The organism is Spirosoma jeollabukense, from assembly GCF_054777855.1.
Map to the genome: position 1 here is coordinate 177387 of NZ_BAAHAD010000007.1, position 15447 is coordinate 192833.

Here is a 15447-nt window from a genome sequence, read left to right on the forward strand (position 1 = left end):
AATGATGAATGATGAATGATGAATGATGACTTATAGCGAAGTATTTTTACATTCATAACTTATAATTCATCATTCATTATTGGTTTAAATGCCTGCGCTCGATCCTGACCTAAAAAAAGCCATTGTCCGAATGCCGGGAGTGGAAAAAGACAAGCTACTGCTACGTTTAATTGCCAAAGATGCCGTGCTGACAGAACGGCTCCAGTTCGAACTGGTCGAAGAAGGGAAAACCATCGACGAACGACGTAGTATGATTCGGGCGTTTATTGACCGAACGGCGAATCTTCACGCCGATACGCCCGGCTGGTTGATGATGGACATGCGCACCGTGAGCGGCTACATCAGTCGCCATTTAAAGGTTACGAAAGACAAATACGGCGAGGTCGATTTGATGCTGTACATGCTCAATACGTTCTATGAGAACAACGCCCACCTGCTTCAGAAATACAATTCCCGCTCCGATAAAGCCGCCGAATACATTGCTAAACGTACTGAACAGGTTCTAAAAAAAGCAATCAAACTCGACCCGGATTACTACGTTGAATTTGCCGACGAGATCAACAGATTGCTAAGTTGGGTTCATTATACAGCGCCCTCACACTACGCCCGGCAACTGGGCTTGCCGAAGGAATGGGATGTATAGCTGGTGAGTAGGTTTGCGAGACACTCACCAAAAAATAACAAACCGTAAGCCTCAAAACCGGGTTGTTTAGGTACTAACTTACTTAACCAGCCTATGAACCAAACGGTATTAATCACGGGTGGCACCGGCTCTATCGGTCGTCGCTTAACACAACTGCTTCAACAACAAGGGTATCACGTATCGTTATTGAGCCGGTCACCGAAGTCTATTCCTGATGTACGAGTTTACCAATGGGATATAAAAAAAGGGCATATTGATCCACAAGCCATCGCCACGGCAGATCATATTGTCCACCTCGCCGGGGCGGGAATTGCCGACGAACGCTGGACCGATGAACGCAAAGACGAAATTCTGAATAGCCGTACTCAGTCAACAGAACTACTGGCGCAGGCATTAGCCAAAAATCCACATGCTGTTAAATCCTTTATGGGCGCTTCGGCGATTGGGTATTATGGGGGCGATACCAACGACATACCCCTAACTGAAACCAGCCAGGGCGGTTCCGATTTCCTGGCGCAGGTAGTCCGGGCGTGGGAACGGGCAGAAGATCAGATAGCGACCCAGGGTATACGTACCGTAAAGTTTCGCACAGGTGTCGCTCTCACCATGGAGGGGGGTGCGTTGCCTAAACTTGTCCAGCCCATCCGTCTGGGAGCGGGCGCACCCATTGGATCGGGGCAGCAATACGTTTCGTGGATTCACCTCGATGATCTTTGTCAACTCTACATTCAGGCGATAAAAGAGCCGTCGTGGCAAGGGATTTATAACGCCGTTGCACCCAATCCTGTCACGAATGAATCACTAACGCGAACCATTGCTCAGGTCTTACATCGGCCGTTGCTATTACCCAATATTCCAACGTTTGCGATTAAACTCCTGTACGGTGAGATGGCCATCGTTGTAACAGGTGGCAACTACGTCCTGAACAAACGTATTAAGGAAGAAACTGATTTTTCGTATAAATATACCGACTTGGCCAAGGCCTTGGAAAGTTTGCTAACCTCTTAACAACATGCCGCTGGAAGAAGCTATTCCAGCGGCATGTTGTTAAGAGACACTATATTTTCTAGCTCCACTCCCGGTCAGCCGAATCTTTGGTGTTCCATGAATCGGTTGGTGCAAACCAGGTTGCTCCTTTTTTGAGGAATTTTTTGGCAGCTTCCTCATTCAGTTCAACGCCAAGACCTGGCTTTTCAGGTACCCGTACAAAACCTTTCTCAACGATGGGTTTCATACCGGTTACGAGGTCTTCCCAGCCCGCTACGTCAACACCGTGGTGTTCCAGCGCAACGAAATTTTCGGTAGCCGCTGCGCAATGCACATTAGCCATCATAGAGATTGGCGAACCGGCAAAGTGCATGGCCATTGGAATGCCCTTTTCTTCGGCGTAATCACCAATCTTCTTGGTTTCCAGCAAGCCGCCCGATGAGGCCAGGTCGGGATGTATCATATCAATAGCTTTCGCATCGATCAGCTTGATAAAGCCTTCTTTCAGAAAAATATCCTCGCCCGTTAGGGTTGGCGTGTCGATGGCATCAGAAATTTGTTTCCACTGGTCGGTATAAAACCAGGGAACAAGGTCTTCGAGCCAGGCGAGCCGGAACGGCTCCATCGCTTTCCCAATCTGGATGGCCGTATTAACGTCAAAGTGACCAAAGTGATCGGCAGCCAGTGGCGTATCGTAGCCCACAATATCCCGGACCTTACCTACGTGTTCCACCAACTTATCCAGTCCTTTTTTCGTAACCTGAATGCGCGTAAAGGGGTGTTTTGTATTGGCATAGTTCCCTAGCTTTCCAGGTTCCGCGTCACTCCACTGTCTTTTCACACTCCAGTTATTGGCATTAACCAGCAGACCCGGCTGGTCGGCCAGCATACCAATGCCGAAGTCCATCTTCAGGAATGTATACCCCTGATCCCGGCGTTTTTTCATATTTTCAGCAAATCCCTCGTAACTATCCGACTCGGGCGTGTCGGCATAGAGCCGAATAAAGTCACGGTATTTACCACCCAGCAGTTGATAGGCCGGTACGTTGTATGCTTTCCCTGCCAAGTCCCACAATGCCATTTCAACGCCACAAACACCACCAGCCGCCCGGCTTTGACCACCAAACTGCTTGATCTGTTTGAATATCTGCTCGACATTACACGGATTCTTACCCAGCAAGCGGCTTTTGAGCATCAACGCGTAGTTTGCACTGGCCCCATCGCGCACCTCACCCCAGCCAACAAGGCCCTGATTGGTATCAATCCGAATAATTGGACTGCTGAATGGTACGCCCTGCAAAACGGCAACGCGCAAATCCGTAATTTTCAATTCGGAGGGTTTGGCAAAGCGGCTTACCTTTTGCGTGATAAATTCCAGTTCCTCATCCGGACGCTTATCGAAGGCTAAGCCGAGTGAGAGACCCCCTAATCCGGCATTACGCAGGAAGTCACGGCGGTCGGAGGGATTGCCGGGTGCTGACAATCGGGAGAAAATGTTTTTCATGGCAAAGAAAAAGTCAGGGATTTATAACTGTTAGGTACGGAATTTTCGTTTGGAATCAGGTCAGAATTTCAGGCAACGTAGTATTAAAACAGGACCAGGTTGATTGTGAGAATCCAACACATATGTAAGTAGGGAATACCAGTATTTTACTTATTCTGTGGTCTTTTTAAGAAAAACTGCCTGAAACCCCTTTCTTTCTTACGTTCCACTGAATAGTCAATCCCTTACCTAAAGCAATGATAAAACGAACACTTGTCGCATTGACCGTCATCGCTCTTTCGGGGAGCTTTGTAGCCCAGGCCCAGCGCGTAGGCTCATCGCCTGAATACGTTAAAGCGTTAACCGCCGACTGGAAAGGCGAACGGTTTCCCGATGGTCGGCCTAAAATTCCCGACATCGTTCTGGAACGCCTGCAAAATTGTACGCTGGAGCAAATCTGGGGATATCTAGGCAGGAAAGGATACCGCAATCAGGTCGAAAAAAACTGGGTGATTCTCAAACCCGGTGAGACCATGACCGGCCGCGCCGTGACGGCTCAGTTCATGCCGACCCGCCCCGACCTCGACAGCCTCGTACGGGCGCAGGGCAAAGCCGAAGGCCGTTCCCAGAAAGGGGGCATAAACATCTGGCCAATTGACATCTTAACGAAGGGTGATATTTACGTAGCCGATGGGTACGGCAAGATAAAAGATGGTACGTTGATCGGTTCGAGTCTGGGAAATGCCATCTACGGAAAAACGGGCAAGGGCGTAATTTTTTACGGATCAGTGCGGGACATGCAGGAATTGAAAGATACAAAAGGCTTCAATGCCTGGGTAAAGGGGCATGACCCGTCTTACATTAAAGATATGACCCCTACGTCGATCAATGCACCCATTCGCATTGGCGAAGTAACCGTGATACCAGGCGATGCCGTGTTTGCGAATGAATATGGCACTGTGTTCATTCCGGCGCATCTGGTTGAAGGACTAGTTTCTGCATCTGAAATGACGGCGCTACGTGACGAATTTGAACGTGTACTTTTGCAGCAGGGAAAATATCCATCCGGCGAAATACACGGCGATTGGTCGGACAAAATCAAAGGTGAATTCAGAACCTGGGTAAGCAAGTATCCGAAGAAATTAGCCATTACCGAAAAAGACATAGATGCCTATCTGGCGAAAGAGGGACATTAATTTAACACAGAGGTAACACAGATAAACACAGAGAGCCTTGAGAAAATCTCCGTTTCCTTTGTGTTCATCTCTATTACCTCTGTGTTTACTTCGCTCAATCATCAATCAAATTTCAGCCTAATGAACAGTAAGTACGCTGTCTTCTCCCTCCTATTGAACCTGTGTGCTGTAAGCTCTTTGTTCGCCCAAACCATTCCGAAAGACGAACTGATGTTTTTAACATCGGAATGGAAAGGTGATCGGTTTCCAGATGGCCGCCCCAAGATTTCTGACGATTTAGTCCAGCGCGCCAAAAACATAGGTATTGATGATGCCTGGACAGTTTTAAAAAACGAAGGCTACCTGAACCAGTTTGAAGGTAACTGGAAGCTAATCAAAGACGACGTACCGGTAACGGGAAGGGCCGTAACGGCGATGTTCATGCCCACTAGGCCGGATGTTGAAAAAGTTATTAAGGAGAGGGGTACAACCAAGCAAGGCCGCAAAGGAAACACGAATACCTGGCCGATCGAAACCCTGACCAAAGGCGATGTATATGTTGCTGATGCCTTCGGCAAAATTGGCGGTGGAACGCTCATGGGCGCTACGTTAGGAAACGCTATTTTCAGCAAAACGGGCAATGGCGTCGTGTTCAACGGAGCGGCCAGAGACTTGCAGGAATTACAGAACATAAAAGGTTTCAACGCCTTCGTTCGCGATTTTCACCCGTCTTTCCTGGAAGAAATGGTTCTGATGGGGTTAAATACCCCAATCCGCATCGGTAATGTGATGGTCTTGCCCGGCGATCTGGTGATAGCCCAGCGGGAGGGTGTTCTTTTTGTGCCCGCCCACATGGCCGAACAGGTGATCACGACGTGCGAGTTTGTCGCCCGTAAAGATCAGTTTGGCTTCGAAATGGTCAAATCAGGGCGCTACACAACCGGCCAGATCGACAGCCAGTGGCCGGACGATATCAAAACGGAATTTCTTAAATGGTTGGGGAAGCATCCCGAGTTGGGCACCATGACCAAGCCCGAACTGGATAAGGTGATGAGCAAGCGAACCTGGTAATGTCTGGTTCTCGCCTACACTAAAAAAGCTCCGGGATATGGATATCCCGGAGCTTTTATTCAGGTAGACTGTCAAATTTAGGCAAATACAGTTCGTTCGGGGGTTAATCCAGCCTGTTTTGCAAACGATGCTAACAAGCGTTGATATACCTGAATCTGTTTGATTCGATACGTATCACTCCAGGCTAATTCAGTAGCCATAAGATCGGCGACCTGCGGGGCAAGCTGTGCCGTTCGTTGCCAGTCGGAGAGTTCGAGCCGCCACCGGCGTGCCAGTACGTCACGTAACGTAACGGCCATTTCTTCGCGCACCTGATACACAACTTCGGCGTTTATAAACGGTTGGCTATCGGTCAACTTTTTAGCCAGAGCGGGGTTCTGTTGCGCCAGTTTCGCTACGTGTTCGGCACGATTCCCGTAGGTCCGCATCAAATGCTGGCACACATCAGTTGACAGAGCGTATTTTTTTTGCAGCGTCTGCCAATCCTCGAAACGGTAGTTTTCGCCCCCAACCAGATAGTGGGTTTCGGTGGTGCTACGTACCGGATTTTCCAGCAACTCAGCCACCCGATCAATTGCGTCCTGTGCCATCAATCGGTAGGTTGTCCACTTTCCGCCGAGTAAACTTAACAAGCCCGACGTATCGTCGTGTTCAACTTCGTGATCGCGAAGTAAGGTCTTGGTATCGGCGCGACTGCTCACAATCAAGGGACGAATGCCCCCAAAACCCGCCTGCACATCCGCCCGATCGGGCGTTTTATCCAGATAAGGCTGTAGGGTCTCGAGCAGATAATCAACTTCGGAAGGTTCCAGAACGGGCTCGTCTTTCAGGTCGGCATAATCGTTGTCCGTTGTTCCCACAAAAACTTTATCGCCGAATGGAATCGCAAATACAACCCGACCGTCGTCGGTTTTAGGAATCAGTATGGCATAGTCACTGGCCAGCGTTTCGCGCGGCAACACAATATGAACGCCCTTGCTGGGCCGAATCCGTTGGTCGAGCGTGGGATTGGCCAGCAAACGAACAGCGTCGGAATAGGGGCCGGTGCAATTCAGGAAAACCGTTGCCTGCACCTCAATCATTTCGCCCGTAAGCTGGTTCTGTACGGTAGCCGTTTTGATACGGCTGCCCTCATGACCAAAATTAGTCAGCGCAACGTAATTAACGACAGCGGCTCCGGCTTCGTCGGCCGAGTGGGCAAGGGCCAGCGCGTAACGGGCATCGTTGAACTGACCGTCGTAATAAAGAACAGCGGAGTGCATCTGACGCGTCAATCTCGGACTTTTGTCGAGTGCCTGCGTTTTGTTGAGCCAACGGCCTTTCGGAAACGAATCATGGCCCGAAATAAAATCATAGAGCGTCAGGCCGATGGTCATATACATGCCTTCGAACCAACTGAAAACGGGCGTCAATATGGCCAGCGGATGCGCTAGATGGGGAGCGTTCCGTATGACCGTCCGGCGTTCGGCCAGGCCGTGGCGAACCTGCTTTAATTGTGCCAGATCGAGTTTTTTGATGGCCTGCTCTAAATATCGGACACCCCCATGAATCAGCTTGGTAGAACGGGAAGAAGTCTCACCGGCAAAATCGCCCTGGTCGATTAAGGCCACGCGATAGCCTCGTAGAGCAGCATCCAAAGCGGCTCCGGCACCACTGGCGCCAGCGCCAATTATGCACACATCAAATGTTTCTTTCCGCAGCCGCTCCCAATTCTTTTTCCGATTCATGTTATTGACTATAAAGTAATTGGATAACGGCTGTGTATGGGCAATTAGTTGCCTAAATCTGTTGAAATTACGGTAAGCCGCTCGTCTTCTACTCCATTACCCAATCAACTCAGGACGAGAAGCCCCGGCTGCGGCCACCGCCAAAGAAACCACTGCGTCCGCCCGATGGCCGAACGGTACGTGTTACCCGAGAGGTACGAACGTTCTCGCGAACCTGATTTGAGCGATCGTAAAGGCCCTGATTGGCGTAAACACCAGCCCCATACCGACGTTCATCGTTCCGATATTGAGGAGCCGTAGACCGACCGAGCATGTAGCCCAAACCACCCCAGAGCAGTACATTGGCCAGCCCGTTGTGGTGCTGGTAGCCATTTGGATTATTCAGGTACGTTCGGGTCGATTCGTCGGACTCTACGAGTTTCCTGGCTGCTGCCACACTCAACGTATCGCGATGGCCGTCGTAGTAATTCACAATAGCTCCCGCCTGACCAGGATCGGCCTGAATTTCGTCGGTAATTTTGAAGTTGCCGGGTGCCGTTTCAGTAATAAAGGTTCGGACGCCCTGTTTGAAATGGGTTTCGGTTTGCTCTGTCTGCTCATCATCTGAGCTATTGCTACTACAGCTTTGAAGCAGGGCCGAACCATTCAGCAGCGCCAGGCTAAGCGTAGCACTAAGCGTAATATCTTTGACACGCCGAAGAACGGCATGTCGGCGAAGGGGTGTCATGGCTTTAGTTAATTAAGTATCAGCTACTAAACTACGGTGCTTCGTTGAAGGTTACAACCAGATGCGGATGGAAGGGCAAATGATCGGGTAAAAGAACGTGGGGATTAATGACCGGGCTGGCGTATCAGTGAAAAAGTGAACTCACTACTCATTCACTCTTTCGCTGGTACGACAGCCCGGTCCTTGTCCAGCGCCAGATAGACACCGTTCGTCCAGCCGAAACCGTCCTGATTTGGGTACTCGCCCCCGCCGGTGGTTAAAGCGGCATCCACTACGTTATATTTTTCCATCATCTTGCCTGTGGCCTTAAACACTTTATCGTTCAGGGCAAGCCAGCGGTCACGACCTTCGCTGGCCGTTTCGACAAAGCCATAGTTCATCAGGCCACGATAGACCATCCACTGCAACGGCGCCCAGCCGTTGGGCCAATCCCATTGCTGGCCGGTTTGGTTAAGCGTTGTCACCCAGCCGCCTGCCTGCAAAAAATCGGTCTTGAGCCGGTCATGAACGCGTTGGGCTTGCGTAGGCGTAGCGAGCTTGAAAAATAATGGAAATACACCGGCCAGCGACAAGGCTGATGTTTGCTGATTAGTTGGTATGTCGTAATCGTGAAAGAAGCCGGTTTTTTCATTCCAGAACAGCTGCTGAATGGCTTTTTCCCGATCTTTAATCAACCAGTCATAGTCGTCGTATGCCATTTTATGATCGCCACTGTAAAGCGCGGCATCGTGCAAAGCGGTTTCCAGCGAGTAGAGCAGGCACTGCAAATCAACCGGTATGATGTTAGCCGTGTGAATCGTAGCCATCGTTTTCTGATCCACAAACCAACGACTACTAAAATCCCAACCCGATTCGCAAGCCGACCGGATATGATTGAACAATATATCTGGCACAACGCCAAGTGGTTCAGTTTCTTCCGCTAATTCAACTTCCTGTCGATACGCTTCTGGCCGGGGGGCGGGCGTATCATCCCAATAGCGGTTCAAGACGCTATACCCCTCTACTTTACTAACACGTTGTGTAACAGAGCCTATTCCAACGACTTTGTGCTTTCCCCGCATCCAGAAATCGTACTCATTTTCAAGTTGTTTCCGGTATTTTACGAGGGTTTCTTTTCCGTCAATTTCAGCCAGTAGACGTACCATTAAAGCGAAGAAAGGTGGCTGTGAACGACTCAGAAAATACGTCCGGTTACCATTTGGAATAAAGCCGAACGTATCAATCAGGTAGGCAAAGTTATCGATCATACCCCGTATCAAATCGACATGGCCCGTCTGGTTCACCGATGCGGTGGATTCGCTGGATAGTTGCAAGCCCAGCATCGTAAAATAGCTATCCCAATAGAAAATCTCGCGAAAACGCCCACCCGGCACTACGTATTGATGCGGCAACGGTACGCGTGAGCTGCCCTCCACGGGTGTATCTGCCTGGCGCGTAAGCCGGTCCCATAATCGATTGATGTGTTCGGCAGTACTGATAGTTTTATCGCTGACATAGTCATTGGCAACTTTCTCTGGCACGACGAAATATTCGTGCACAAACGCGCTCAGATTGAAGTCTGGCTTGTGTTTCTCTGCTTCATACAGCGCGACGAGATTAGCCGGAACCAGCTTCGGAATGCAGTCTACAAACGTTTTGGAATCCGCAAAAATGTGACCTAACTGCACATCATGAAACAAATTACCGAAGAGTTGATCAGGCGATTGGGGCAAAAATGAATTTGTCAAAATAGAATAAAGACGTTTCAGATGATGTAACGCGCAAAGACTTTTTTGTCTTTTTGCGTCTAACGGGTGTGGCAAAAATGCAAAATCCCCCAATAGAATGGGTAAAAATAATAGATAGAGACCTGCATGCTTGTTGCCCTACCCTACTAAACCCTTGCAAGAAATGATTCATTGGCGTATAAAACTCTCCTTACTTCTTAATTATTTCGTTTTTGCCATCCTGCTCAACAGCGTCGGAACAGTGATTTTGCAGGTTCAAAATAACTACCGCATATCAGCTTCGTCGGCCAGTATACTCGAAGCCTTTAAAGATTTAACGATTGCCCTGGTCTCGTTTATTGTCGCGTCGTATATCACCCGCATCGGCTATAAACGGGCCATGCTGTTTGCGCTCGCCCTGGTAACGCTGGCCTGTTTATCCATGCCCCAGGCACCCGCTTTCTGGACAACGAAATTACTTTTTGCGGCTACCGGCGCCAGTTTTGCGCTGATCAAAGTATCGGTATATGCGACGATTGGCCTCATCACAAATGATACGAACGAACATGCTGGATTCATGAATTTCCTAGAGTCGTTTTTTATGATTGGCGTTTTATCCGGCTATTTCCTGTTCAGCGCTTTTGTCGATAACACGAACCCACAATCCACAGCGTGGCTATCGGTTTATTATATTCTGGCGGCCATTGCCATGATCGCCTTTGTACTACTGCTCACCACGCCTATTAACGAACGTAGCGTGCGCCATGAAGATACGAAGAGCCTTGTCGACGATCTGGCCGACATGTTCCGGTTAGCCACCACACCGGTTGTACTGGTATTCATTGTCACCGCTTTCATATATGTTCTTATGGAACAGGGAATTATGAGCTGGCTACCGACTTTCAATAGCAAAATCCTACAGTTACCTACGTCCCTCAGCATCGAAATGGCCAGTATTCTGGCGTCCTCGACTGCAGTAGGACGGTTTCTGGCCGGTGTGCTTTTGGGCAAAATTTCCTGGTACTGGCTGCTGATGATTTGCCTGATTGTATCGGCAGGCCTGGTCTTGTTAGCCTTACCGCTGGCTGCTTCGGTAGATGGTCGAGCCGTAACGGGCTGGAACGATGCCCCGCTAGCCGCGTTCATTTTCCCCTTGATTGGTTTGTTTATTGCTCCAATTTACCCGGCGATCAACTCCGCTATTCTAAGCAGCTTGCCGCTACGTCAGCACGGCCCCATGGCGGGCTTAATCGTAATATTTTCGGCGCTCGGTGGCACAACGGGTTCTATCATTACCGGCAATGTTTTCGAGGCTTATGGGGGACAAACTGCTTTCTACTTCTCACTCATACCGATTGTTGTGCTCCTACTACTCATTACCCTATTTAGCCGCATGCAGAAAAAAACAGGCCACAAGGTGCAGCAAACGTCTGGTTTCGCTGGACACTGATGGTGGCTGTAGGATGTTCGGCGTAGTCTCTGACCCGACTACGTCATCGCGTTACCCGATCTCCGATCGGTTTTTGTCAACATTAATCAGACTGGATTTACGCCGGTCAGAAACCGGATAACGCGATGAGTGGCTGTAGGATGTTCGGCGTAGTCTCTGACTACCGCTCCGGCGGATCCATCATTTCCCATATCCAGGTCCCATCAGCAATTGCCCCGACCGCTGGCCGGTGTGTTTGCCATTTTCGACAATGGGCGTTCCATTCACCAGCACCCACGAAATACCAGTCGTGTAGGCATGAGGCTGCTCATAGGTAGCGCGGTCGGCCACGGTTTTTTCGTCGAACAGAACAATGTCGGCGGCATACCCGGCACGTAGCAGTCCACGATCCGTCAGCTTAAATCGTTGCGCGGGCAGCGACGTCATCCGCCGAACAGCTTCCTCTAAAGGAATAATCTTGCGTTCGCGAACGTAGCGACCCAACACGCGGGCATTAGTGCCATAGGCGCGGGGATGTGGCATGCCCGACCCCAATCTGGCGACACCGGCATCCGACGCAATCATCGTGTTTGGATACCGCAGAATATTTTCGACGTCGGTTTCCGACATGGTATGATAGACCATCTGTATGCGCTTGAGATGGGCTCGCTCCATCAGATCCATAATTAGATCAGCTTCGGTTTCCGGTGAATTTTTGCGGCCTAATTTCTGATTTATCTGGCTGATATTCATCCCATTATAAGTAGTATCAGGCTTGTAGCTGGCAACAACGGCATATTCGTAGTTTTTACGAAGGTTGTTTTTCAGTGTTTCCAGCATTTCTGCTCGGATTTTGGCGCGGGTCACCGGATCACGGAAGCGAATCAGCACGGCGGAATCACCATCCGCCAACGACCATGAGGGAACGATGCTTTCCAAGGATGTGCTGGAGGCCGTGTACGGATATTGATCGACCGTTACGTCTAACCCTTCGCGTCGGGCGGCTTCCACTAATTCAACGGTTTCGGTGCTTTTGCCCCACAGTGGTTTGCTGGCTACTTTAAAATGAGAAATCTCGACCGGAATGTGAGCTTCGCGGCTAATCTGGATAGCTTCTTCGACGGCCTGTTTGACGTTCTGCCCTTCATTCCGAATGTGTGATGCATAAACACCGCCGTAACGAGATGCCATTTTCGCCAGATTGACCACTTCGGGCGTTCGGGCATACGTACCGGGCGTATAAATCAAGCCGGTCGAAATACCGACAGCACCGTCTTTCATGGCCTGTTCAACCAACGCTTCCATGTCCGCCTGTTCACGAACGGTTGGCTCCCGAAAGGCCATCTTCATCACTTTCATTCGAACCGTATTATGACCAATGAGCGAACCGACATTAATTGACGTACCAATCATTCGGAGCGAATCAAAATAGGTACGTATGTTGGCGCTCGATCCGCCACAGTTGCCTGTTATCACGGTTGTAACACCATCGTGGATGAAATTAGGCGCACCGGGCTGCGCTTCCAAACTGCCTTCTACGTGCGCATGAACGTCAATAAACCCAGGCGCAACGATTAATCCAGTAGCATCAATCGTTCGCTTAGCGTCGGTTGCGGGTATGGCCCCCACTTTAACGATATGTCCGTTCTGGATTGCAACGTCAGCATATATCCAGGGATTTCCCGTACCGTCGACAACCCGACCATTTTTTATGAGAAGGTCATAAGATTGAGCGCGAAGAAAACCGGACAGAATCAGGCAAAGAGCAAGTAGCAGAAAGCGGAAGTGCATACACGTATCGGAGGAAGGTTTTTCAGGAAAGCCATTCACTGGTCAATATGCCTCTTTTTTATCCTCAAACCTAATCCTGAATGCCCGGAATTCGCCAAGTAAATTAATCCCTATCTTTGGTCTATTGATGCCCTACTTTCGTTCCTAATCTCTTATCTGATGAAGCGATTTTTGTTTTTACTTCTGTTGCTACGTGTAACGCTGGCAACGCTCGCCCAGTCAGCGAAGCCTATATTCAAGACACCCCTAAGTCCGCGACTGGCTAACTACCAGATCGACGTAGTACTCGACCCTACGACTAAGAAAATCACGGGCCGCGAGACGCTTACCTGGAAAAACCCATCCAACGATCTTATTCGGGAATTACAGTTCCACTTGTACCTGAACGCCTTTCGAAACGGCAAATCCACGTTTATGCGCGAGTCGGGTGGGCAGTTGCGGGGCGAAACCATCGACAAAAATGCCAAAACAGACCCTTATGGCTCCATTGATATTGTTTCGATGAAGACACGCGACGGGGAGCCATTAGCCTATCAGTTTTTTCAACCCGACGACCAGAATACCAACGATCACACCGTCGTTCGGGTGCCGCTCAGCAAACCCGTTGGGCCGGGCGAGACTATTGTACTCGACATTAATTTCCGGGCCAAGCTACCCAAGATTTTCGCCCGAACAGGTTTTAGTAACGACTTTTTTCTGATTGGGCAGTGGTTTCCCAAAATTGGTGTCTATGAGCCCGCTGGGACGCGCTACCGACCCGGCGGGGATGCGGCCTCCCGACCGTCCAATGTCGGCCAGTGGAATTGCCACCAGTTTCATGCGCACTCGGAGTTCTATGCCGACTACGGTGTTTATGACGTGACTATTACGACGCCCAAAGATTTCTGGGTGAGTGCCACGGGGTTGTTCCAATCGGAAAAACTGCACAGCAACGGCACCAAGACGATTTTCTATCATGCCGAGGACGTAGTGGATTTTGCCTGGACAGCCTCACCTCTCTTCAAGGTGGTCAACGATAAATGGAAACGCCCTTCGGGTGGTTTTGTCAGCATTGAACTGGTGATGCAGCCTGAACATCTGCACCAGGCACAACGCCATATCGATGCGGCAAAAGCAGCCCTGGCCTATTTCGACAAATACCTCGGCCAGTATCCGTTCCCGAACCTGACCATCGTAGATCCGCCTTTCGATGCCCAGGGCTCATTTGGGATGGAGTACCCGACGTTCATCACCGCTGGAACGGCCTCGTTTTTACCCGCTGGCGCGCGATTCCCCGAAGAGGTAACGATCCATGAGTTTGGGCACCAGTATTTTATGCAGTTGCTGGCCACCAACGAATTTGAAGAAGCGTGGCTCGACGAAGGGTTTAACCAATATTACGAAGGTCGGATTATGGACGCGACCTATGGCCCGCGCTCATCCCAAATCGATCTGTTTGGCTTCGGCATGGGCGATCTCGAAAGTTCGCGGGATCAGTACGTACATCAGGACAATCCGGCCATTGGTTCCTCATTTGGCAATACGTGGCAACTACCCGAAGGTCAATATGGCGTGTTGACCTATTCCAAAACGGCAACCTGGATGCGAACCCTTGAAGGCTTGACCGGCCGACGTGTGATGGACGAAATTATGCAGACGTATTTCATACGCTGGAAGTTCAAACACCCCAACGGACAGAATTTCATCGACATCGTGAACGAGATTGTTCCGAAGCGATTCGGCAGCAAATACGGCCCAGATATGAACTGGTTTTTCGATCAGGCCCTTTACGGCGAAAATGTGGTCGACTATGAGCTAATCTCACTCAAAAACAGAACGCGGGACGGTCAGAAACAGGCTGTTGTCAACGTGCAACGTAACGGTGACGGGAAAATGCCGGTAGACGTACTCGTGCACTTCGACAACGGGAAAGAACTGATGCTGTTCTGGGACGGCAAAGGCCGCCAACGCCAGTTTACGCTCACCGAAAACGCGGACGTACTCTGGGCAATGGTGGACCCGAAGCAGAAACTTTACATGGATACGAATCTGAATAACAACAGCCTGACGCTTAACCCTTCGTCGGCCCCGGCAGCTAAATTTGCCACCAAGTTTTTATTCTGGATCGAGAACTGGATGCAATGGCTGGCGTGGCTGGCGTAACTTTGAGCGACTTTTTGTAATTGATAATGACCTTTTCCGAAATAACTGATCTCCTTACCGCACAATTTGGCCCGGATATCCAAATTACTACTCAAAATCTACAACCTTATCTTACCGTAAAAACCAGTCAATTAGTTGACATTTGCCAGTTTCTGCGCGACGATGAACGGTTATTTTTTGACTTGCTGGCCTGCGTTACAGCAATTGACAATGGGCTGGAAGCTAACACAATGGACGTGATTTACAACCTCACGTCGATCCCCTACGAACACAATCTGATGCTGAAAGTGGTGGTGCCACGTAATACCGGCTCCAAAAGCCTGCCATCGGTGCCAAGCGTGGCGCATATCTGGCGCACCGCCGACTGGCACGAGCGCGAGGCCTTCGATCTCGTCGGTATTCAGTTTGAGGGGCATCCCGATCTACGCCGGATTCTACTTCCTACCGACTGGGTGGGCCATCCGCTGCGTACCGATTATCAGGAGGAAGCGCAATATCACGGTATAAAAACGAAGTAGACAGGTAGCATTTTTTGCCGAATGTTGACTGTTTGCCGTTTTCGTTTG

12 protein-coding genes are annotated in these 15447 nt (G+C 50.0%); 7 read left to right on the plus strand and 5 right to left on the minus strand.

What is annotated here, in order from left to right; genetic code table 11:
• Positions 1-88 precede the first annotated feature (88 nt).
• Together ACYVEA_RS23510 and ACYVEA_RS23515 are read left to right on the plus strand one after the other, a co-directional pair.
• Positions 89-643, plus strand: coding sequence for a hypothetical protein (locus ACYVEA_RS23510; RefSeq protein WP_461115877.1), 555 nt, complete (start codon positions 89-91; stop codon positions 641-643).
• Between the two features lie 93 nt (positions 644-736).
• Positions 737-1651, plus strand: a complete 915-nt coding sequence (locus ACYVEA_RS23515) for a TIGR01777 family oxidoreductase (protein ID WP_461115878.1) — start codon at positions 737-739, stop codon at positions 1649-1651.
• A gap of 58 nt (positions 1652-1709) precedes the next feature.
• On the opposite strand, the gene ACYVEA_RS23520 is transcribed toward ACYVEA_RS23515, so the two are convergent.
• Positions 1710-3134, minus strand: coding sequence for a mandelate racemase/muconate lactonizing enzyme family protein (locus ACYVEA_RS23520; protein WP_461115879.1), 1425 nt, complete (start codon positions 3132-3134; stop codon positions 1710-1712).
• A gap of 236 nt (positions 3135-3370) precedes the next feature.
• Here ACYVEA_RS23520 and ACYVEA_RS23525 point away from each other — a divergent pair, with 236 nt between their 5' ends.
• On the plus strand, positions 3371-4309 hold the full coding sequence (locus tag ACYVEA_RS23525; RefSeq protein ID WP_461115880.1) for an RraA family protein: 939 nt from the start codon (positions 3371-3373) through the stop codon (positions 4307-4309).
• A 120-nt stretch (positions 4310-4429) separates the two neighbouring features.
• The gene (locus ACYVEA_RS23530) at positions 4430-5359 is read left to right on the plus strand and encodes an RraA family protein (RefSeq protein WP_461115881.1); all 930 of its coding nucleotides are present in this window, start codon (positions 4430-4432) and stop codon (positions 5357-5359) included.
• A gap of 77 nt (positions 5360-5436) precedes the next feature.
• Here ACYVEA_RS23530 and ACYVEA_RS23535 read toward each other — a convergent pair whose 3' ends face one another.
• From ACYVEA_RS23535 to treF, 3 genes are all read right to left on the minus strand, one after another.
• On the minus strand, positions 5437-7086 hold the full coding sequence (locus tag ACYVEA_RS23535) for a glycerol-3-phosphate dehydrogenase/oxidase (protein WP_461115882.1): 1650 nt from the start codon (positions 7084-7086) through the stop codon (positions 5437-5439).
• 109 nt (positions 7087-7195) lie between these two features.
• On the minus strand, positions 7196-7813 hold the full coding sequence (locus ACYVEA_RS23540; RefSeq protein WP_461115883.1) for a hypothetical protein: 618 nt from the start codon (positions 7811-7813) through the stop codon (positions 7196-7198).
• A gap of 152 nt (positions 7814-7965) precedes the next feature.
• Positions 7966-9540, minus strand: coding sequence for an alpha,alpha-trehalase TreF (gene treF, locus ACYVEA_RS23545; RefSeq protein WP_461115884.1), 1575 nt, complete (start codon positions 9538-9540; stop codon positions 7966-7968).
• A gap of 163 nt (positions 9541-9703) precedes the next feature.
• On the opposite strand from treF, the gene ACYVEA_RS23550 reads away from it, so the two are divergent.
• Entirely contained in the window at positions 9704-10969 is a 1266-nt protein-coding gene (locus ACYVEA_RS23550) for an MFS transporter (protein ID WP_461115885.1), read from the plus strand.
• 180 nt (positions 10970-11149) lie between these two features.
• Here ACYVEA_RS23550 and ACYVEA_RS23555 read toward each other — a convergent pair whose 3' ends face one another.
• Entirely contained in the window at positions 11150-12739 is a 1590-nt protein-coding gene (locus tag ACYVEA_RS23555; protein WP_461115886.1) for an N-acyl-D-amino-acid deacylase family protein, read from the minus strand.
• 159 nt (positions 12740-12898) lie between these two features.
• On the opposite strand from ACYVEA_RS23555, the gene ACYVEA_RS23560 reads away from it, so the two are divergent.
• Positions 12899-14881: a M1 family metallopeptidase gene (locus ACYVEA_RS23560; RefSeq protein ID WP_461115887.1), complete on the plus strand. Its 1983-nt coding sequence runs from the start codon at positions 12899-12901 to the stop codon at positions 14879-14881.
• Positions 14882-14907: 26 nt separating this feature from the next.
• A complete protein-coding gene (locus ACYVEA_RS23565; protein ID WP_461115888.1) occupies positions 14908-15399 on the plus strand; it encodes an NADH-quinone oxidoreductase subunit C in 492 nt (163 codons plus the stop codon).
• Positions 15400-15447: the final 48 nt, after the last annotated feature.